This window comes from Arthrobacter sp. StoSoilB5 (assembly GCF_019977235.1).
Lineage (GTDB): Bacteria > Actinomycetota > Actinomycetes > Actinomycetales > Micrococcaceae > Arthrobacter.
This window is the reverse complement of sequence record NZ_AP024646.1, coordinates 2,838,753-2,859,003: the sequence shown is the minus strand read 5'-3', so window position 1 is coordinate 2,859,003 and position 20,251 is coordinate 2,838,753. Positions and strand designations below refer to the sequence as shown.

At 61.2% G+C, this 20,251-nt stretch carries 18 protein-coding genes; 10 read left to right on the top strand and 8 right to left on the bottom strand.

The features are described from left to right. Nucleotides 1–7 precede the first annotated feature (7 nt). Nucleotides 8–715: a response regulator transcription factor gene (locus LDN75_RS12845; protein WP_223932688.1), complete on the bottom strand. Its 708-nt coding sequence runs from the start codon at nucleotides 713–715 to the stop codon at nucleotides 8–10. Nucleotides 716–938: 223 nt separating this feature from the next. Here LDN75_RS12845 and LDN75_RS12840 point away from each other — a divergent pair, with 223 nt between their 5' ends. From LDN75_RS12840 to LDN75_RS12830, 3 genes are all read left to right on the top strand, one after another. Beyond that, nucleotides 939–1,301, top strand: coding sequence for an SPW repeat protein (locus LDN75_RS12840; RefSeq protein ID WP_223932687.1), 363 nt, complete (start codon nucleotides 939–941; stop codon nucleotides 1,299–1,301). A gap of 95 nt (nucleotides 1,302–1,396) precedes the next feature. Beyond that, nucleotides 1,397–2,782, top strand: a complete 1,386-nt coding sequence (locus LDN75_RS12835; RefSeq protein ID WP_223932686.1) for an MBL fold metallo-hydrolase — start codon at nucleotides 1,397–1,399, stop codon at nucleotides 2,780–2,782. A 160-nt stretch (nucleotides 2,783–2,942) separates the two neighbouring features. Next, nucleotides 2,943–3,806: a universal stress protein gene (locus LDN75_RS12830; protein ID WP_223932685.1), complete on the top strand. Its 864-nt coding sequence runs from the start codon at nucleotides 2,943–2,945 to the stop codon at nucleotides 3,804–3,806. A 109-nt stretch (nucleotides 3,807–3,915) separates the two neighbouring features. On the opposite strand, the gene LDN75_RS12825 is transcribed toward LDN75_RS12830, so the two are convergent. The 4 genes from LDN75_RS12825 to LDN75_RS12810 all read right to left on the bottom strand — a co-directional run bounded on the left by LDN75_RS12825 (nucleotide 3,916) and on the right by LDN75_RS12810 (nucleotide 7,213). Continuing rightward, the gene (locus LDN75_RS12825; RefSeq protein ID WP_223932684.1) at nucleotides 3,916–4,755 is read right to left on the bottom strand and encodes a universal stress protein; all 840 of its coding nucleotides are present in this window, start codon (nucleotides 4,753–4,755) and stop codon (nucleotides 3,916–3,918) included. Nucleotides 4,756–4,796: 41 nt separating this feature from the next. Further along, the gene (locus LDN75_RS12820) at nucleotides 4,797–5,240 is read right to left on the bottom strand and encodes a pyridoxamine 5'-phosphate oxidase family protein (RefSeq protein ID WP_223932683.1); all 444 of its coding nucleotides are present in this window, start codon (nucleotides 5,238–5,240) and stop codon (nucleotides 4,797–4,799) included. A gap of 101 nt (nucleotides 5,241–5,341) precedes the next feature. Continuing rightward, nucleotides 5,342–5,812 carry a universal stress protein gene (locus LDN75_RS12815; RefSeq protein WP_223932682.1) on the bottom strand — a complete coding sequence of 157 codons (471 nt, stop codon included), beginning with the start codon at nucleotides 5,810–5,812 and terminating at the stop codon, nucleotides 5,342–5,344. Nucleotides 5,813–5,899: 87 nt separating this feature from the next. Beyond that, nucleotides 5,900–7,213: a GAF domain-containing protein gene (locus tag LDN75_RS12810; protein WP_223932681.1), complete on the bottom strand. Its 1,314-nt coding sequence runs from the start codon at nucleotides 7,211–7,213 to the stop codon at nucleotides 5,900–5,902. A gap of 410 nt (nucleotides 7,214–7,623) precedes the next feature. On the opposite strand from LDN75_RS12810, the gene LDN75_RS12805 reads away from it, so the two are divergent. The 4 genes from LDN75_RS12805 (at nucleotide 7,624) to LDN75_RS24285 (ending at nucleotide 12,154) form a co-directional block, all read left to right on the top strand. Further along, nucleotides 7,624–8,247, top strand: coding sequence for a GAF domain-containing protein (locus LDN75_RS12805; protein WP_223932680.1), 624 nt, complete (start codon nucleotides 7,624–7,626; stop codon nucleotides 8,245–8,247). A gap of 210 nt (nucleotides 8,248–8,457) precedes the next feature. After that, nucleotides 8,458–10,863, top strand: coding sequence for an HAD-IC family P-type ATPase (locus LDN75_RS12800; protein ID WP_223932679.1), 2,406 nt, complete (start codon nucleotides 8,458–8,460; stop codon nucleotides 10,861–10,863). A 69-nt stretch (nucleotides 10,864–10,932) separates the two neighbouring features. Next, the gene (locus LDN75_RS12795; RefSeq protein ID WP_223932678.1) at nucleotides 10,933–11,934 is read left to right on the top strand and encodes a zinc-dependent alcohol dehydrogenase family protein; all 1,002 of its coding nucleotides are present in this window, start codon (nucleotides 10,933–10,935) and stop codon (nucleotides 11,932–11,934) included. 16 nt (nucleotides 11,935–11,950) lie between these two features. Then, nucleotides 11,951–12,154 carry an Hsp20/alpha crystallin family protein gene (locus LDN75_RS24285; protein ID WP_223932677.1) on the top strand — a complete coding sequence of 68 codons (204 nt, stop codon included), beginning with the start codon at nucleotides 11,951–11,953 and terminating at the stop codon, nucleotides 12,152–12,154. A gap of 90 nt (nucleotides 12,155–12,244) precedes the next feature. Here the strand turns inward: LDN75_RS24285 and LDN75_RS12785 are convergent, their stop codons facing one another. From LDN75_RS12785 to ppsA, 3 genes are all read right to left on the bottom strand, one after another. Continuing rightward, on the bottom strand, nucleotides 12,245–13,273 hold the full coding sequence (locus tag LDN75_RS12785) for an ATP-dependent 6-phosphofructokinase (protein ID WP_223932676.1): 1,029 nt from the start codon (nucleotides 13,271–13,273) through the stop codon (nucleotides 12,245–12,247). After that, a complete protein-coding gene (locus tag LDN75_RS12780; protein ID WP_263422324.1) occupies nucleotides 13,270–16,371 on the bottom strand; it encodes an HAD-IA family hydrolase in 3,102 nt (1,033 codons plus the stop codon). Before LDN75_RS12780 ends, LDN75_RS12785 begins: the two co-directional genes overlap by 4 nt. A 68-nt stretch (nucleotides 16,372–16,439) precedes the next feature. Next, nucleotides 16,440–18,863 (bottom strand): phosphoenolpyruvate synthase, encoded by a 2,424-nt coding sequence (gene ppsA, locus LDN75_RS12775; protein ID WP_223932674.1) that lies wholly within the window; start codon nucleotides 18,861–18,863, stop codon nucleotides 16,440–16,442. Between the two features lie 128 nt (nucleotides 18,864–18,991). Between ppsA and LDN75_RS12770 the strand changes: the two genes are divergently transcribed. Genes LDN75_RS12770 through LDN75_RS12760 form a run of 3 tightly spaced genes read left to right on the top strand, consistent with a single transcriptional unit; the run spans nucleotide 18,992 to nucleotide 20,234 of the window. Then, the gene (locus tag LDN75_RS12770) at nucleotides 18,992–19,324 is read left to right on the top strand and encodes a DUF3040 domain-containing protein (RefSeq protein WP_223932673.1); all 333 of its coding nucleotides are present in this window, start codon (nucleotides 18,992–18,994) and stop codon (nucleotides 19,322–19,324) included. Continuing rightward, on the top strand, nucleotides 19,321–19,788 hold the full coding sequence (locus LDN75_RS12765) for a flavodoxin family protein (RefSeq protein ID WP_223932672.1): 468 nt from the start codon (nucleotides 19,321–19,323) through the stop codon (nucleotides 19,786–19,788). Before LDN75_RS12770 ends, LDN75_RS12765 begins: the two co-directional genes overlap by 4 nt. Beyond that, the gene (locus LDN75_RS12760) at nucleotides 19,788–20,234 is read left to right on the top strand and encodes a universal stress protein (RefSeq protein ID WP_223932671.1); all 447 of its coding nucleotides are present in this window, start codon (nucleotides 19,788–19,790) and stop codon (nucleotides 20,232–20,234) included. The genes LDN75_RS12765 and LDN75_RS12760 overlap by 1 nt, the downstream gene beginning before the upstream one ends. Nucleotides 20,235–20,251: the final 17 nt, after the last annotated feature.

Here is a 20,251-nt window from a genome sequence, read left to right as displayed (position 1 = left end):
CTGCCTGTCAGCGACCTCGTCCTGAGTCGTCCCCTGGCGTGTGGGCCATGAAAACCGCGGCCTGGGTCCGGCGCTCAAAACCCAGTTTCGCCAACAATGACGAGACATAGTTCTTGACAGTCTTCTCTGCCAGGAGCATCTCCTCGCCAATCTGGCGGTTGGTCATGCCTTGGCCGACGTAGTCCAGGACACGCCGCTCCTGCGGGGTCAGGGACGCTACGCGCGGATCCAGCCGTTTGGGCTCCGTCAGTCCCTTGATAATCCGAGCCTTGACGGACTCATCGAACAACGATTCGCCGCGGGCTGCCCGTCGTAAGGCGCCCAGGAGATCCGTGCCGCCAATTTCCTTGAGTATGTAACCGGCAGCGCCAGCCAGGACTGCTCCCCGCAGTGCCTGCTCGTCGTCGTAGCTGGTCAGAATCAAACAGTTGAGGCGAGGGTCCACGGAGCGGACGTCCCGGCAAACTTCGATTCCTGTCCCGTCCGGAAGCCGCGCATCCAAGACCGCTACGTCGGGGTGCAGGGCTGGTATCCGGCGTGTCGCCTCCTCGGCAGACCCGGACATGCCAACCACCTCGAACCCTTCGCTTTCCAGCAACTCCTGCAAACCCCGGCGTACCAATTCGTGGTCGTCGAGTATGAAGACGCGGATGGGCTGCGCCCTACTGATGGGCTGAGCCGTGATGTCCTGGCCGGATTCCTCTATGCGATTCATGATTATCCTCTCCGGCGGGGGGCACCGCACATGCCGATCTTTCAACACCTCCAAATTGTTGCCGACCTCCTCGCCGGGTCACAAGGGCCCAAGGACCCTGCCGCCTCGTGACTTTCGGCCCTGTTGTGCCATGTGGTTTGAACGGACGCTGGGAATACGGGAGACCGGAAGCCGTCCTGCAGAGGCAGGCGGTGTTTCCAGACAATGAAGGAGCAAGAACACCATGAAGAAATGGACGCGATGGCAGGACTGGACCGTTGTCGCAGCCGGCGCCTATGCGGCCCTCTCAGTGCTGTGGACCAGTCAAATGGGGTCCTCGACGGCGGTAATGGTCACGCTGGGCATACTCCTTGTCATCGGCGGGGTCGTTAACCTTGCCATGCCGGGGATGCCTGCCGCGGAATGGGCACAAGCCATTATTGCCGTGGCCCTGCTGCTGGCGCCGTGGGTAGCCGGCTTCACTTCTGCCACGGGCGCGGCCTGGAGCGCGTGGATTGCCGGCGCCGTTGCGTTGGTAGTTACCGCATTGGCAATAAAACCCAGTACCCAGGAATACCGGCATCACCACGTCATGCCGTCGTCCTAGCAAGGACAAATATCTGGCGCCGGAGCATCGCCCGGCGCCAGATGCTTCCCCGAATCCCCCTGCAAAAAACTGCCGGCCAACGTTGATAGGTCCCCATGCATAACAAGCACGTCCCCAGACTCCGCTTTCTCGGCGCAACGGATACGGTCACAGGTTCGCGGTATCTCCTTGAATTCCAAGGCTCGCGGGTACTCGTTGACTGCGGGCTCTTCCAAGGTTATAAGCGGCTTCGGGAACGCAATCGCAGGCCCTTCCCGGTTACGCCTTCCTCCATTGACGCCATACTTCTGACCCATGCCCATTTGGACCACACGGGTTACGTCCCGGTCTTGGTCCGGGATGGTTTTCGCGGGCCCGTCTACGCGACGCATGGAACCAACCAGCTTTGCAAACTGCTGCTGCCTGACAGCGGCCATCTGCAGGAAGAGGAAGCCCGCTACGCAAGCCAAACGGGCTCCTCAGTCCACGTGCCTGCCCTTCCGCTCTACACCGCCGCGGACGCCGTCACATCACTTAACAGCTTCAGGCCAGTGGATTTCGATGCCACCGTCGACCTAGGCCACGGAGTTGAGGCCACTTTTGTCCCGGCAGGCCACATCCTGGGGGCGGCCCAAATCCATGTCCGAGTGGGCGGGCACTCCGTCCATTTCACTGGTGACCTGGGCAGGACGGACGATCCCTTCATGTACCCGCCGCGCGAACTTGGTGCTGTTGACATCCTGGTCACCGAGTCCACGTACGGCAACCGTGCACATCCCTTGGGCAGCTCTGAAAATGAACTCGGAGAAGTAGTCAACCGTGTCATCAAACGTGGAGGGGTAATCCTCATCGCGGCGTTCGCAGTGGGACGTGCCGAAACATTGATGCTGCAGTTGGCCCGTCTTCGCCGTAATGGACGCATCCCGGACGTACCGGTTTACCTCAACAGTCCCATGGCCATCGACGCCTCTTACATGTACCAGCAGCATCCGGAGGAGCATCGCTTGCGTCCTGAGGAATTCAAAAACATGTACCAGCTCGCCACCATGACCAGAAGCGCGGATGACTCAAAGCTCCTCAACCTCCGTGGGGGGCCGATGATCATCATCTCAGCCAGCGGAATGTTGACCGGCGGGAGGATCCTGCACCACATAGAGGCGTATGGCTCCGATCCAAAGAACGCCCTGGTGCTGAGTGGTTACCAAGCCGCCGGAACCCGCGGTGCGGCGCTTGCGGGCGGTGCACGTGAGCTCAGGGTCTATGGACACGACGTTCCGATACGCGCCGAAGTGATCCAACTCGAGGGTTTCAGTGCACATGCCGACGCCGACGCCATCATCCGGTGGATGCGTTCGGCTCCGCAGGCGCCAAGGATGACCTACGTCACGCACGGTGAACCGGAAGCCTCAGACGCGTTGCGTCTTCGAATCAAGCGTGAATTGGGTTGGAAAGCACGGGTTCCGGAATATCTGGAGGCCATCTCAGTCGAGGCGCCGGAATAGCCGGGGGCCAACCCGGGACAGGAGAGGCCCCAGTGTCCGCCCGGACTGGGCCTAGTAGGACTTCCGGCCCTAACTCCCAGGAAAAGGAAGGCAGAAACTGGACTCACAAAGCCCCGGCCTCACCCTTCCGGGGAAACATCCAAGAAGAACGGGACCAGCCATGAAGGAAGCAATTGTCGTTGGTGTCAGCGACTCCCCCAGTAGCGACGCTGCCACGCGGTGGGCCATGCAGAGGGCGGCCGCCCTGAAATTGCCGGTCCAGCTTGTTCACGCAGTGGATGACCGCTGGGCATATGACGCCGTTGGGTACAACGAATGGATCCGGGAATCCGGTGACAAATTCCTTGTAACGGCCAAGGACCGGGCCAGCAAACTTGAGCCGACTGTCGAAATAAGCACCGATTTGGTGTCAGGAGGGGCCGGATACGCGCTGCGTAAGAAGTCAAAGAAGGCCTCGATGGTGGTTATCGGGTCCGGGCACAGCTGGGTTGGGGGGTCCCTCACTGACCGTGCGCTGCAGGTTGCCGCCGTGGCCCACTGCCCCGTGGCAGTTATAGGAGAGCACGATCTGGCGAACCGGCACGGCGTCCTCGTCGGCGTGGACGGCTCGGAAGAGTCCACGCAAGCCGTTGCGTTTGCCGCAGCCGAGGCAGATCGGGAAGGGCAGGAACTTACCGTGCTCCACGCCTTCCGGCTGCCCGAGCCGGTGGTTAGCCGCGGCATGCCCCCAGGAAACTTCTCAGAAATCGTCGCCGAGGAAGAACGCGTGGTGTTGGCCGAAACGGTTGCAGGACTTGCCGACACCTACCCAGACCTCATTGTGCATCAGGTTCTGGAGACCCACATGGGACCGGCCGAGGCACTTATCGCCGCCGCCGCTACTGCACGCTTGCTGGTTGTCGGCAGCAAGGGGCATGGCGGTTTCAAGCGTCTTCTGTTGGGATCCACGGCACACTCAGTTCTCAGCAAGCTGCCGTGCCCGACCATCATCACCCGCGTCCATACGGTGAAGCACTCCGAGTAGCCTGAGCGCTGTAGCTTGAACGGGCCCTGGATCCAAACGTTCCGGGGCCCTTCAGGTGTTCGGGGGACCTTCAGGTTCAGGATCCTTCGCTGCCACGACCAGCCTTCTGTTATGGCTTGGTGTGCCTGACGACAATCACCGGGCAGCCGGCGTGGTGGAGCACGGCATGGGCAGTCGAACCAATACTGCCTTTAACGAGGCCGAGGCCGGAACTCCCCACAACGACAACCTGTGCATCACTTGCCGCGCTCAAGAGTGTTCCTGCGACGGATGTTCCAGTCAGCAGGACATCCGCCACCTCCAGCCCAGGCGACGTGTTGCGTACGGTACGTAATGCGGAGTCGAGCATTTCCCGGGCGCCAGGGCCCTCAGCCGGGTCATGGCCGTCGTGCTTTCTGCGAACGTGCACAACCCTTAGGCTCGCTTGGGCTTGGTGTGCGAAGGACGCTGCATACCTGAGCGTCGCCTCCCAGTCTTCCCCGTCGATTCCGACAACGACGGGTCCGCCGGGACGCTCCACGGGCCCGATGACGGCCACGGGACAGGCCGCCGTGGCGGCCAGCTCGAGGCTGACCGATCCAACCAGCAGGCCCAGGAATCCGCCAATGCCGCGCGTACCCACAACGAGGAGGGAAGCGTGTGAGGCCAATTTGCGCAGGTTCTCTGCCGGCCAGCCATACACCAGGCTTGTTGTGACCTCAACGTCAGCCGACACCTCATGAACGCGGGCTACTCCTTCGGAAACGACCGACTCGGCGGCGTGGCGCAGGCCGCTTTCGGCGATTCCAGGCACAGGTTCCAGGTTGTGGGTTATAACTGGCCAGAGCGAGCAATGCACCACTTGCAGCGGGCATTTTCTCTTGTTGGCCAGCCGGGCAGCCCACTGCACGGCCCTGTCTGCCTCGTGTGAACCGTCGTAGCCAACGACGATCAGCTCGTTGTCATTCATGGTCGATTCCTCGTTCCGCCACGCATGGCCCATGGGTGCTGTCAGGCCAAGTAGACGTGCCGGCCTGTCATCTCGACGACCTGAATACGGACGAAGAGGTCACGTCCACCGCCTGCCCAAGGCTCGGCCATGGCCTTGCCCCAGAGCTCGGTCAACAGCTCAGGCTCTACGACATGGGAAGACGGACCACTGGCGAGCACAGACCAGCCTTCACTCCTGTCCATCCGGAAGTCGTCAACCTGGAACGATACCTGCATCCGTGCAAATGGCTCGCCGATAAGCCCTTCGGCAGCTGTACGAAAGTAGATATTTTTCCTGTGGATCAAGTGGTTAACAGGAAGGATCATCACCCTCCCGTGATGCACGAATCCAACCCTGCCGGTAGTCTGCGAACGGAGCAATTCCCAGCACTGGTCTTTGCTTAGGTCTTCGCTGACATGCCGTGCTCCATCGATCCGGCCAGGCTCAGTGTTTGGCAGTGTCATCTTCATCTCCTCCATTGGGCGGGTGCGTTCACCCGTCGTCTACTGCGAGCCTAGGAAGCCCTGGGCATCGGGACGTAGGGCCAAAAGACCCCGGAACACTTCTACTGGATCCTGCCGTTGTCCGCCGTCGAATCCCTCTCAGGCTCATGCACAACGAGAACCGGACAATGGGCGTGTGCGACGCATGCTGAGCTGACCGATCCCACCAGCAGCCCACCGAACCCACCATGTCCGCGCCGTCCAACAACGATCAGATCCGCGTCGCGGCTTGCCTCGATCAGCCCCTGCCGGGGATGACTGCGGACCAGGCGGGAAACGACGTTGTCCGGAATGGCAGGACCGAATGCTTTTTCCACGGATTGCTTGAGGATCTCCCCCGCGGCTTCCTCGAAGCCGGTGATTCCCATGGCTACGTAGCCGTCATAAACACGGGGATACTCCCAGAACGCCGTCGCAACCACCTCAGAGCCCAAGGGCAAAGCCAGGCGTTGGGCTTCCCTGAGGGCAGCGATTGATGCATCCGAGCCGTCGACTCCTACGATGATGGAGCCTGCGGAACCTGAACTGTTCATAACCGTCCTCCCACCGAGCAAAGCATTTGTCCTGCCAGATTGCCGTGAAAGACCGACGGCGACCAGAGTCTTAGGTCACAACGCCACTTACGGGGCGTCCTTGGATTCGTCCGAGCGGAGTTGCTCAATGGTCTGCCGGAGCGTTCGGATGGTGTAGTCCAGTTCCGACGTCACGTCCTCCATACGCTCCAGCGCTGCAGGATCCTCCATAAAGCGCCGAAGGTTCTGAATCCCCAGTCCAGCGGCAAAGAGGCGTTGGATCACGAGGTCGTGCAGATCCCGGGCGATTCGTTCGCGGTCCGTCAGCAGGAGTGCTTGCTCGCGAAGTGCGCTGACCCGCGCAAGGTCCAGGGCGAGACCGACCCTGCTGCCAAACAAGGCGCTCGATTCGACGTCTGAGCGCGTGTAAAGGGGGCCACCTACAGCACGCGCCAGCAGCAGGACTCCGTTCCCAGTCCCGCGGTGTCCCAGGGCGGAGACCAGTACGGTTCCCAGCTTTTCCGACACGCTGGCCCCGAACACCGTCGCCGCGTCCCGCACCAGCTCGGATTCTCCCGTTTCCAGCACCGATGCCACGACGTCAGTGCCTGGAAGTTCCTGGCCCGAGTACAACCCCTGCACCCCGACGGCCGAGCGGCAGCGCAGTACTCCACCAGGGGTCGGTACGGCAACGACCCCCAGAATGGAGTCAGAGGCCCGCAGGGCAGCTTCAGCAACGCGGTCAAGGTTGCCGGAGCCACCGTCGGACTGATTGGCAATCAGGCGCCCGCCCAGCTCCATTCCGGCTTCCAACCACCGCTGCCGGCGACGACTCTCATCGAAAAGGCGGGCATTCTGGATGGCAACACCGGCTGCCGCTGCAAGAGCGATGGCAAGTTCCTGGTCGGCCGCGTTGAAGTCCTGGCCATTGCTCTTTTCCGTGAGATACAAATTGCCAAAAACGACGTCCCTGACCCGGATCGGAACGCCAAGGAAGGTCTTCATGGGCGGGTGGTTTTCAGGGAATCCCACGGCCATTGGATGATGGCGCAGGTCGTGGAGCCGCAGAGGCGTCGGCTCCCGGATGAGATGCCCCAATACCCCATGGCCAGTCGGGAGATCGCCAATGGATCTGATGCCGTCATCGTCGATACCTACTGTGATGAAGTGGCTGAGACGCTGGTCTTCGCCGATCACCCCCAGCGCTCCGTATTTTGCGTCCAGCAGCACGCAGGCTGATTTGACGACGCGATCAAGGACGGCTTCCAGGCTAAGATCCTCGGCAATTGACACGACTGCCGCGAGCAAACCGTTCATCTGTTCCTGGGCGTGCAGCAATTCGTCTGCACGCTCCACGAATTCGCGGAGAAGCGTGTCCACACGCCCTTTCGCCGGGGAGCTCAAGGTATGTTCATCGCCCATGGGTGCCGGACTCCCTTACGTCGGTCCAGGAGTGTCTTTTGGTTGAGTCTAGGGGAATTCGCGGAATACAGACATACGTCCCGGCAACTTCCGGAGTGAGCCCTTGGACAAGGCCATTCTTCCGCCGATGTCGCGACACTTTCTCTGCGCATTGGGCCGCGGTAGCCTAAGAAGGTCGCATAACTGACTCACCTATCCGCTATTAGGGGGCGACAGCAAACATTCCGTTTGCGCCGGAAAAGGGGGCTGGCGCCGACAATCCAGGCCGGGATGTCCGATACCGGCCGGAAAAACGCGCCATCGCCGCGGCAATTGCGGACGTCCGCGAATGCGTCGAGCACGGGCTCATAGAGGACCGCAGCGCCAATACCAGATCAACTACCCCTTCACGTCATGCCCAATACCCGGAAGTGAGGTACGGCCAGGCCCTTGGCGGGCAGGTAGCGACCCTCAATAAACCTCCAGTAACAGCGGAGGCTACCAGTGCGGCACAGCCCGTACTCGACCTGCAGGAAGAGGACATTGGCGAACTCCTCGGCCAGCTTGTCCGTCAGGCCGATGCTGTCATCGCTCGCCGCCCTGGGGTTGAGTGCGGCATTACGCTGCGCCGACCAAGCGGATCCCTTACAAGCGTGTGCACTGGCGCATTGGCCACAACCCTGGTTGATCTGCAGAACAGATTCCACGAAGGGCCGGCACTGGGGGCAATCGCCGACTCGCACACGGTGGTCCTTGGGGACCTTTCCCAGGATGGGCGCTGGCCCCGGTTCAGCCGAACCGCTTTGGCCCAGGGGATCAGATCAGCCGTTTCCGTACCGCTGTGGGCCGAAGATCAGGGAAATGCGGTGCTCAGCGTATGCGCCAACCGTCCGGCTGCGTTCTCGGAGGATGAGATTAGCGCAATGGAAAGGTTCGCACTGGATGCCGCCAGGCGCCTTCGCCCAGCCCTACGGATTGCCGACTTGGACCTCGCGCAGTCCATTATTGCCGCCGTCCCGGGGCAGGACGCCGTTTCCGTGCACTTCGAACCCTAGACGAGCCGGGCTCCTTACGATTCGGGGCAGCAACGGAATTCGTCCACAAAGAATCACAGGCTACCTGGGACAAGTTGAAAACCGCCGCCCTGTGACTTTCGACCCTATGCAAGCCAAACCGTTTCCGGAACCCTTGTACTTCACTGGACAGCGTGGAGGAACCATGCATCGTACGAGGTATGCCAACCACTGCAGTGAGGTTTGCCGTCAGTGACCAATCCGTACGGTCCGCCGGCGGGCCTCTCTGCTCAAGAAGTCTCACAGCGGGTCCGCGACGGGATGGTCAATGTCACGCCCATACCAACCAGCCGAAGCTTGCCGGCTATTATCCGTGCCAACGTCGTTACGCTTTTCAACGGCATCGTCCTGTCGGGTTTTTCGCTGTTGCTCTTCCTCGGTCAGTGGCAGGACGCGTTGTTCGGGTTGGCGGCCATTGGGAACGCCCTTATTGGCGTGATCCAGGAATACCGCGCCAAGCGATCACTCGATCGCCTGACCATCATCCACGCGGCGGCGGCCCGCGTCGTCCGCGACGGACATGACCACGAGATCCCCGCAACCGGACTGGTGATGGATGACTTGCTGCTGCTTGGTGCCGGGGATCAATTGCCAGCGGACGCGGTTGTCACCGGGGAGGGTTCCCTGGACGTGGACGAGTCATTGCTGACAGGCGAGTCGGCCCCTGTCCCCAAGCACAGTGGGGACGTGCTGTTGGCTGGGTCCTTGGTTTTTGCCGGTGCCGGCTCGGCCCAGGTCATCAGGGTTGGCCAGGAAACATTTGCCAACCGGCTGACCGCTGATGCCAAGCGCTTTTCCCTTGTGACGTCCGAAATACGCGGGGGAATCGACAAGGTGCTGGGGGTCCTGGCCTGGATCGTCCTGCCCGTGACGTTGCTGGTGCTGAATTCGCAGTTTGTCCGGCAGGACGGCTGGGCGGCAGCACTGGCTTCCGGGGCGTGGAAGCAGAACGCTGTTTCCACCGTGGCAAGTACCATAGCCATGATTCCCCTCGGCCTGGTGCTCCTGACCAGCGTAGCTTTCGCCGTTGGAGCCGTTCGCCTGGCACGGCAGAAAGTGCTCGTCCAGGAGCTGGCAGCTGTCGAAGTGCTCGCCCGGGTGGACGTCCTGTGCTTGGACAAGACAGGAACGCTCACGGACGGACAGATGGCGTTCGACGCCGTCCACCACCTCCGGGACGACGTCCAGGATGGCTGGAGCGAGGCACTGGAATGGTTCGGTGCCAACCAACCGGCCAACGCCACCTCGCGGTCCGTCGGGGACGCCTTTCCACTGAAACGGGAGCCTCACGCCTTGGCTTCAGTGCCTTTCGATTCAGCGCGCAAGTGGAGCTCGGTGACGCTCGACAATCTCCAGGGCGGCTCCTGCACATGGATACTCGGTGCCCCGGAAGTGGTCCTGGCGGGAGGCTCTTCTGGCTGCAGATCTGCGCGGGAGCGGGCGGAACGGCTGATAGCGTCAGGGTTCCGGACCATGGCGTTATCCCGCTCCAGCCTGGCCACTGATGGGTCCGAAGTTCCCTTGCCCCCTGATTGTGAACCGGTATTGCTACTGACATTCCGTGAAAGTATCAGGCGGGACGCGCCCCGCACGTTGGCCTACTTCCGTGAGGAGGGAGTGGCCATAAAGATCCTTTCCGGCGATGATCCCCGCACGGTTGGCCTGCTGGCCGGCAAGCTGGGCTTGGAAGACACGAATGCAATTGACGCCGGCACATTGCCTGAAGATCCCGCCATGTTGGAACGGCTTGTGGAAGAGCACTCGGTGTTCGGACGCGTCTCCCCGAAACAAAAGAAGGAGCTGGTGCTCGCACTGCAGCGTCGGGGCCACACAATTGCGATGACCGGAGACGGAGTCAATGACACTTTGGCGCTCAAAGTGGCAGACCTGGGCATCGCGATGGACTCCGCAGCTCCGGCAACCAAGGCTGTTGCGCGCATCGTCCTGCTCGATGGCCAATTCAGCAGGCTTCCTGCCGTGGTGGCAGAAGGACGGAGGGTCATCAACAATATGGAGCGGGTTTCCATGTTGTTTCTCAGCAAGACGGCGTATGCGGTTGTTATCTCCCTGTTCTGCGGGACGCTGCTGCTGCCTTTTCCCTTCCTGCCACGCCAACTGTCCGCGGTGGATGGACTGACCATCGGGCTGCCCGCATTCTTTCTGGCTTTGCTCCCCAATTCTCAAGGCTATGCCCGCGGATTCCTGCGCCGCTCGCTGTCCTTCGCGATACCCGCTGGGTTGGCCACGGCAGTCGGGATTACCGTGCTCAATTACTACATCGAGGCCACCGGCAGCTTCAGCGTCGACCAGGCCCGCTCCGCATCGACCCTGGCGCTGGCACTCATTGGTTCGTGGATCCTGGCAGTTATCGCGCGTCCGCTCGATGCACGGAAGACGGCTGTCATAGCGGCGATGTATATCGGCACAGTGACTGTCTTCACTTTCCCGCTGCTGAGTGACTTCTTCCGGCTCGACTGGCCCCCGGGGGATCTCTTGCCGGTGACGATCGGAGTCGCGGTGGCGTCTAGCGCCGCCGTCGAGATCGCGGGGCGACTCCGCAGGAAAGTGCCCCCCAGCCCCAATAACCGGATCCCGTGACCTTTGGCTCTGGTTTGGGTCCCTGCGGCCTGCAAACCTCGTGGCAATGAATCGCGGAAGGATTTGGCAATGCATGCATGGTGGGTAGAAAATCCTGGACCGATGCCGACTCGGCCCTTGGTGCAGGGGAAACGGGAAGATCCCCGGCCGAAAGCCGGGGAATTGCTGATCCGGGTGAGTGTTTGCGGTGTATGCCGGACAGACCTGCACTTGGCTGAAGGTGATTTGCAGCCGCGCAGCGCCAATGTGGTTCCGGGCCACGAGGCCGTTGGAACTGTGCTCGAAACCGGCTCGAATGAAAGTAGGTTCGCGCCGGGCGACCGCGTGGGCGTGGCATGGCTCGGTGGCACCTGCGGAACGTGCACCTTCTGCCGACGGGGCAAGGAAAACCTGTGCTTGACACCAACTTTCACCGGATGGGACCGCGACGGCGGATTCGCGGAACTCATGACGGCCCAGGAGGATTTTTCCTACGCTGTCCCGGCCAGCTTCACGGACGAACACGCCGCTCCGCTCCTCTGCTCGGGAATCATCGGCTATCGCGCACTGAAAAGGTCTTCCCTACCGCCGGGAGGGCGCCTGGGCATCTACGGCTTCGGGGGCTCTGCACACCTCACGGCGCAGATTGCGATGCATCAGGGTGCCTCGGTTTACGTCATGACGCGTTCAGCTGAAGCCCGGGCGCTGGCCCGCACCCTTGGCGCCGAGTACGTGGGCGGCGCCTCGGACGTTCCTCCGGTCAAACTCGATTCAGCCATTCTTTTCGCACCGGCAGGAGAACTGGTGCCCTACGCGTTGAGGTCGCTGGACCGCGGCGGAACCCTGGCGATTGCCGGCATACACCTGTCGGACATTCCATCACTCAAGTACACCGACGACCTGTTCTACGAACGTCAGGTCCGGAGCGTAACCGCGAACACACGCACGGACGGGGAGGAACTCCTGGCCCTCGCGGCGGACATGGCATTGACACCGACCACAACCTCGTACGACTTCGAGCGGGCAGACCAGGCCCTGGACGATCTGGCTAACGACCGCATCACCGGAGCGGCCGTACTCCGCGTCCATTGACCACGCGAACCCTGACATGCGGCGGGGACCGGTTGGCTGTGTTTACGGAGGACTTTCGACTCTGGATGCCCGTTCCCCGCTGAACAACCCCCTGCCGGATGGTGTGAAGGAAACTGATGTGACGGCGTCGTACAAAGACGGGGTCCTTGAGGTACGGGCTCCCATCCCGGAGCAGGTGCCAGCAACCTCCACTTCAAGAATCCCCATCACCAGGGAGTAGTCGTTTGGCCCGGTCTGGCCGGGCCAAGCCTTTGTCCAGGGCCCTGCTGCTCCTGTGCCCTGCTGTGGGGCGGGCGGGGGTACCCTTTCCTTAACCGAAGAGCTCTTCAGCTTCCAAATACAGGGATTCCGGCACTGTTTTGATGGTTTCCAGGGCTTCGTCCAGGCCCACGGTAATAATGTCCGTTCCGCGCAGGGACACCATGGTCCCCCATTCTGCCGCTGCCGCTGCCCGGACGGCGGCCATCCCCAACCGCGTTGCCAGTACCCGATTAAAAGCAGTGGGCTCGCCACCGCGTTGAATATGGCCAAGAACGGTTGCCCGGGTCTCGATTCCCGTAAGGCCCTGCAGTTGCTGTTCCAACAGCATCGAGATACCTCCGAGGCGGGGGCGGCCGAATGTGTCCAGTCCACGCGGCGAGTACGGAGCGTCCTGGCCCGCAGGCACAAACGCCTCGGCGACAACCACCAGGGGCGCACGGCCGCGGTCATTTGCCGAATTGACCCATGCCGCAACTTGGTTCAAAGTCACTCGATGCTCGGGAATCAAAATGGCGTGTGCACCTGTGGCGATTCCCGCATGCAGCGCGATCCAACCGGTGTTGCGTCCCATCACCTCAGCAATCATGCACCGATGATGCGACTCACCCGTAGTCCGTAGCCGGTCGATCGCTTCCGTGGCGGTCTGTACTGCGGTATCGAACCCAAAAGTGAAGTCGGTAGCGCCCAGGTCATTGTCGATGGTTTTCGGCACCCCGATGACCTTGATCCCCGTATCCGACAGGATCCTGGCAGCAGCGAGCGTGCCCTCTCCCCCTATCGCAATCAAGCCATCCAGACCGTGGCGGCGCAACGAGTCGGATACAGGTGCGGGGCCGCCGTCCTCCTTCAAAGGATTGGTCCGTGACGTGCCCAGGATTGTTCCACCGAGCCGGGAGATTCCCCGAACGGCCCGACGAGGCAAAGGGAGGACGTCATCGTCCAAGACGCCTCGCCAGCCGTCGCGAAATCCAATGAATTCGTACCCGTGCGTCAGGGCTCCGCCCAGCACCGCCCCTCTGATGACAGCGTTCAAGCCCGGGCAGTCGCCACCGCTTGTCAGGATGCCCAGTCGCTTCATCGATGTTCGCTTTGGCGCGTTGGTTGCATCCGGAAGCTTCGGGTGTCTCCACATGCGAGCATCACGGTTTGGCCGTGGACCTTGACCCTGACCGGTTGGGCGCCGCCGGCGGCAGAGGAAATTCGGATGCGTCCATCTTTAAGTTGGATGTCCATCAAGTGTCCCCGATAGGTCACATGGAAGGAGACCGCTCGAAGGCCGTGGGGCATGTTCGGCGTAAACGACAACCCCGTCCGGTCCAGCCGCAGGCCAGCGAAGCTTCTTTGGACGACATCGATGGTTCCCGCCATCGCTCCCAGATGTATTCCCGCCTTTGTGGTGCCGTGCTGTGTGTCATCAAGGTCAGCGTCAAGGGCTTCCCTGAAACTGTCCCATGCCCGTTCCGGGTCCAACGCAGCCAATACTGAGGCGTGCGCGACCCTGCTCAAGGTGGAACCATGGGCCGTCCGGGCCAGATAGTACTCAATCGTTCGATCCAATTGTCCCTGCTGCAAGGCGTAGCCCAGGCGCTTCAGAAACGAAATAAGCCCTTGGCGTCCCAAGAGGTAGGGCAGCATGAGGACGTCTGCCTGTTTGGCCAGCTTGTATCTGTTGACGTCGTCGCCCTCTGCTTCGAGAATGAGGTCCAGCCGCTCAATGTTGTCGTACTGTTGGCGGTACTTGTCCCAGTCCAGTTCCTCCAATTGGTCATAGCCGGCAAATTGGCTAATGATTCCATCGTTGGTGAAGGGCACAAACATGGCGCGGGACACGTGACTCCACCGCTCAACTTCCTGTTCAGTAATGCCCAGGCGTTCCAGGAGGTCGGCCAGCTCATGACCCGAGAAAGTTTCGGGAATCCCGGCCGCACAGGCGCAGACCCAGGCAGCCATGACGTTCGTGTACGCGTTGTCATCGAGACCTGGGTTCCCGTATCCAGGTAACTGCGTGTGATACTCGTCCGGTCCCATTACGCCGCGGATGTGGTAACGGTGGTCACCGGTATCGTAGTTGGCGACAGCGGCAAAATAGCGGGCAACTTCCACCACCAACTGTGCCCCCTTCCGGGCAAGCCATGCCAGGTCGTTGGTGGCTTCAAAGTACTGCCACGCATTAAAGGCAACAGCAAGCCCCACATGCCTTTGAAGGTGGGAGTGGTCCGGCACCCAACGTCCGGACCTCGCGTTGTATAGCCACCGCGGAGTTTCTTCAGTTCCGTCGCTCCCGCTCTGCCACGGAAACCTGGCACCGGGAAGACCGCCGCTGGCCGCGGCCTGCCGCGCCGCAGGGAGCCGCCGCCAACGATAGTCCAACAAGGCCCGGGCAACGTCAGGTGTCCTTGAGGTGAGAACGGGAAGTACGAACAGCTCGTCCCAGAAAACGTGGCCACGGTACCCTTCCCCATGCAACCCCCGTGCGGGAACGCCAACATCGAGCTCAGTCGTATGCTGCGTCAGCGTTTGCAGCAAGTGGAACAGGTGCAGGTTCAAGACAAGCTGTACCTGTGCCGGAGCGTCCAGTTCCACCTTGAACGGACGGACGGTCCGCTGCCATGCAGACTCATGGGCCCGCAGGATTTTGTCAAAATCGGTGCCGGCCCTTGCCAGGCATGCGGCGGCCGCTGTGCCAGCCGACGAAATGGGCCGGTCCCGGGACGTCGCAACGGCCACGATCCTCGTCACCATCACTGCTGCCCGGTCAGAACAATGGGCTTCGAAAGTCCGGAAGTGGAACGCCCCTTTGCTCCCGGGGGTCCCCTTGGTGCCGGCGACATCAACATGAAGGCCCACGCCAATCCGAACCTGGCTTTGGCTGGTTTCCGCTTCAACCATCAGGGTGTTCCCTTGACCGCGGCCCGCGCCGTCGAAAGTTGTCCGGTCGATCAAGTGTTTCTGGCCCGTCAAAGGTGGTTCCGGAAGGTTTGCATTGCGTATGCCGGCATTGACACCCACACGGATTCCGATCAAACCACTCCAACCAACGGGCATAATGCGGGTCTTGATGGCGAGCACGTGAGGATCTGCCATGGAGACGAGTCGCGTCTCACTGACTTCCAAACGCCGCCCGTCGGGTGACTCCAGGACGAGCCTCCGCTTAAGGACTGCCTTGTCCATTTGAAGTGTTCTCCGTTCATGGACAACCCGCAGCCCGTCACGGGACCACCATGGACTGCCTTCCAGCCGCAAGTCCATCGGGAGGCAATCGGGACCGTTGACCATGTGTTCTTCGAGGGCTGTCTCTTGACCAAGTCCGGCGGAGACACGATTGAATACCCCGGCCAGATACATACCGGCATACCGTGTGCTCCGGTTGGATTCGGCCACGGCGCCGCGGACGCCCATATATCCGTTGCCAAGTGTTGTGAGTGCCTCACGATGCCCTTCGTGGTCCGGATCGGTGCCTTCGAAAATCAGCTGCCAGGGGTCACCCATGACCAGCCCAAGATCAAGTTCGCTGACGTCATTGAGCACGACACTTGCTCCGGCGGCCTCGAGTTGGTTCCGGCTTCCCCTGCGATCGATCCCCACTACCAGGCCGAACCCGCCGCGATGGGCAGACTGCACCCCTGCAACAGAGTCTTCTATGACCACCGCGCGCTTTGGCAGGACGTTCAACCGCCGGGCTGCTTCCAGGAAGACATCGGGCGCAGGTTTGCCGGGAAGGCCCATCGCAGCGGCTGCCGTCCCATCAAGGACTACGGCGAAGGTATCTTCCATGCCGGCCGCCGTGAGTACTGGAGTGGCATTTCTGCTTGAGGTCACCACCGCCGCTGGAACCCCCGCTGCCCTCAAGCCCGCCAGGAACTGGACTGTTCCCGGATAGGTTTGGACGCCGTCGTTCCTTAGGCGCGCCAGATAGGCCTTGTTTTTCAGTGCACCCAACCCGAATGCGGTCCATGCACCTGTGTGGTCGCTTGGAAGTCCCAGCGGGATGCGAACACCCCGGGATGCCAGGAGATCCATCAAGCCTTGTTCCCTTGGCTTTCCGTCCAGAAGTGTGAAGTAGTCGTCCGGCGTGAAGGCCCGGTGGTCGGCGTCCGGCGGAAAGCGGGCATCACCAACGATCGCATCGTAGGCGTCTTTCCAAGCCCCTTGATGGACAGTTGCCGTGCTGGTCACTACCCCATCCAAATCAAGAATGACAGCGTCATAAGGAGGCCTGGCCGCAGCAGCGGTGGGTGATCCCTTCATACGGCCCTGTCCTGGGCCGGGCGCTGTTCGGCGGCTGCTATCACCGGCAAAGTGCGGAGGAAGGTATCCGGGTTCAATGAGATTGAGTCAATGCCTTCACGAACCAGGAACCCGGCGAAGTCCGGATGGTTACTTGGCCCCTGGCCGCAGAGGCCGATCTTGATGCCCGCATCGTGGGCTGCCCTGATGACTTGGGAAATCATTGTGGTGACGGCGGGATCCCGTTCATCGAAAAGGCCGGCCAACTGTTCCGAATCACGGTCCACACCCAGAACCAACTGGGTAAGGTCATTCGATCCCACTGAAAAGCCATCAAAAAATTGCGCGAACCTTTCTGCCAGGACGACGTTCGAAGGCACCTCGCACATCATGTATATCTTGAGCCCGTTTCTCCCCCGCACCAGTCCGTTGTCAGCCATGACAGCCATGACCGTCTCCGCTTCGTGGATTGTGCGGCAAAAAGGGACCATGACGATGACATTGGTAAAACCAATATCGTCACGGACGCGCTTCAAGGCCCTGCACTCCAGCTCGAAACCTTCCTTGTACTCGTTGCTGTAGTACCTGGAAGCGCCACGGAAGCCCAACATGGGGTTTTCTTCGGGACGCTCAAAGTATTGGCCTCCCATGAGGTGGGCATACTCGTTGCTCTTGAAATCGCTAAGCCGGACTACCACGGGCTTGGGATGAAACGGGGCCGCAATCTTCGCAATTCCAGTGGCCAGTACCGAAACGAAATATTCCTCAGGAGTTTCATAATCGACAGTCAGGTCACGGATCGACGCGGCCTCGGCAGCGTCGGTGACCCGCTCCGGATGCACCAAGGCCATCGGATGGACCCGGATCAAATTGTTAATGATGAATTCCATTCTGGCCAAACCCACGCCAGCTGCCGGCAGCCGCCACCAGCGAAACGCTGCCGACGGGCTGGCGACATTGATCATCACTTCTGTCCGGGTGGCAGGAAGCGTTCCCACATCCACTTCTTCGACGTCAAACTCCAGCAAGCCCTCATAAACCCGGCCTTGCTCACCTTCAGCGCACGACACCGTCACTTGCGAACCAGGTTTGAGGACTGCCGTCGCGTCACCGGTTCCAACAATTGCTGGGACTCCGAGTTCCCTGCTGACGATGGCAGCGTGGCTGGTGGGGCCACCGTGATCGGTGACAATGCCAGCCGCACACTTCATGACAGGGACCCAATCGGGATCCGTCATCTGTGTGACCAGAATAGAGCCGTCCACGAACGATTCGATATCCCCCGCATCCCGGATGACGCAGACCGGGCCCTGGGTGATCGAGTCGCCTACCGCAGCACCGGTTGCCAGTATCTTGCCAGGGCGCCGCAGGTGGTGCATTCGGAAACTGGACGCCGATCGTTGGGCCTGCACAGTTTCCGGACGCGCCTGGACCATGAACAGCTCGCCGGTGATGCCGTCCTTGGCCCATTCCATATCCATGGGACGGCCGTAGTGCTCTTCCACGGCAACAGCCCACCGGGCCAGCTGCAGTACCTCCGGATCCGTCAGAACCAACGATCGCTGCTCCCGCTCGCTCGTGTCTACGAGCCGGGTCCGGGCGGTACCACCCTGGTTGTAGACCATCTTCCGTTCCTTGGCTCCGACATCCCTTTGGATCACTGGTGCCAGCGCCGGGTCGCCCAGGAGCGGCTTAAACACCTGGTACTTGTCAGGGTTGATGGTTCCTTGAACAACCGTCTCCCCCAGACCCCAGGCTGCGCTGATCAGGACGCTCCGTGGAAAACCGGACTCTGTGTCAATGGAGAACATGACTCCGGACGCCCCGACGTCGGAGCGGACCATTCGCTGCACGCCTACGGAAAGCGCTACGTCGAGGTGCCCAAAGCCCTTGATCTCCCTGTAGCTGATGGCCCGATCAGTGAACAGGGAGGCGTAGCACTGCCTGCATGCCTGAAGGACGCCACGCTCCCCGGAAATGTTGAGATAGGTTTCCTGCTGGCCGGCAAAGCTCGCATCCGGCAAATCCTCTGCCGTGGCGCTGCTCCGAACGGCCACCGCGAGTTTTTCCTGCCCTGCGCGTTCGCACAGCATGCTGTAACTCTGCTGAACGCTTCGGGCGAAGTCCGGCGGGAATTCGGCTGACAGGAATGCTTCCCTGATAGCGCTTCCCGCCTGTCGCAAGGATGAGCGCCCGGAACGGTAACCGTCCAAAGAGTCACTGATCACCGATTCCAGGCCATTCGCGGAAAGGAAATGGCGGTAGGCGTCAGCAGTGGTGGCAAATCCATCAGGTACCTTCACTCCCGCCGATCGAAGGGACCTCGCCAGCTCACCCAATGAGGCGTTCTTGCCCCCGACGGAGGGGATGTCCTGGATGCCTGAATCTTCAAACCACAAGACGTGGGCGCTGTTCAACGAAGCTTCACGTACTGAATCCATGCCTTGATTCTGGACGCCGGGCTACTGCATGGGGAGGGTCTTTGGTCCTCTGGCCCGCTGTGACTTTTGGCCCTGTTTCGCCACCTGACAGCCGCCCATGCTGGACAAGAGAGCAGGAGGTAAAAACCATGGAACTATCCAACTTCGAGAGGCTGGAACTGGACAAGATCGCGCGGGGTCTCGAAGAAGAGGACCCCAGGCTGGCCGCCCTCATGAGCATGGAAGACCTGGGACGAATCCGCTGGAAGCATGCCGTCCGGGGAGTCCTTGTTGGCCTGTCAGGACTGGGTTTGCTGCTGGCTGGCGTCGCGCTGGGTGAACCAGTACTCGGAATAACTGGCTTCATGGTGATGGGCGGTGGCACCTACTGGGCAACTCTCTTCATGGATGCCCGTCCCTCCCGCAGGAAGGCCGCAGCCTCCAGGCTCGAGTACTACGGAAAAGACGAGGAAACACCATGAAGGCGGTTATTGTTTACGACTCCGCTTACGGAAACACCAAGGCAATCGCGGAGGCTGTGGCCTCTGGTCTGGGATCAGCGAATGCCAGGACAGTGCCGGCAGCACAGTTCCGGCGTGGGGATGTGTCGGCTGGCGACTTGTTGGTAGTGGGTAGCCCCATCAACGGCTGGCGGCCTACACCCAAGACCATGCAAGCCTTAACCGATGTTGGGACTCAGGGACTTTCCGGAATCCTTGCCGCTGCCTTTGACACCCGGGTCAAGTTATTCATCCACGGCGATGCGGCCAAGAAGATCTCCCATCAACTGAAAAAGGCAGGTGCAACTCTCGTGAGCAAGCCCATGCCCTTCTACGTGGGGGGCACGGAAGGTCCACTCCTGGCCGGTGAGACCGAGCGGGCGCGTACTTGGGGCGGGGAGCTCCTAACGCTAATGAAGACCAAAGCAACCAAGAGGAGTGCCTGATGGCTGGACGTTTGGATCCCAGCAAGATCATCGTGGGCGTCGACGGCTCCCAAGCGTCAGTGGAAGCGTTGCGCCAAGGCCAACATTTGGCAACGGCCCTCAACGCGCCTATGGAAGCGTGGGCCTGTTGGGAACTTCCCCTCGGATACGAGGCCTACCTGGCGATGGGCATCGACGGGTTCGCCCATGAAGCCGAGAAGCATTTGGAAGACGCCCTCGTGGAGGCTTTCGGGGCCGACCTGCCAAAGAACGTCAGCCGGCGACTTGTCCAAGGCTCGGCCCGGGCCGCCCTGGTAGAGGGCAGCAAGCATGCAGCACTCGTCGTCGTCGGCCGCCGCGGACACGGCGGCTTTGGTGGCCTCCTTCTCGGCTCAGTGAGTTCCGCAGTCGTCGCGCACGCCCACTGCCCCGTCGTCGTCGTGCATTCTCCCGAAAACGCTACCTGAGATGGAACCGGACCAGA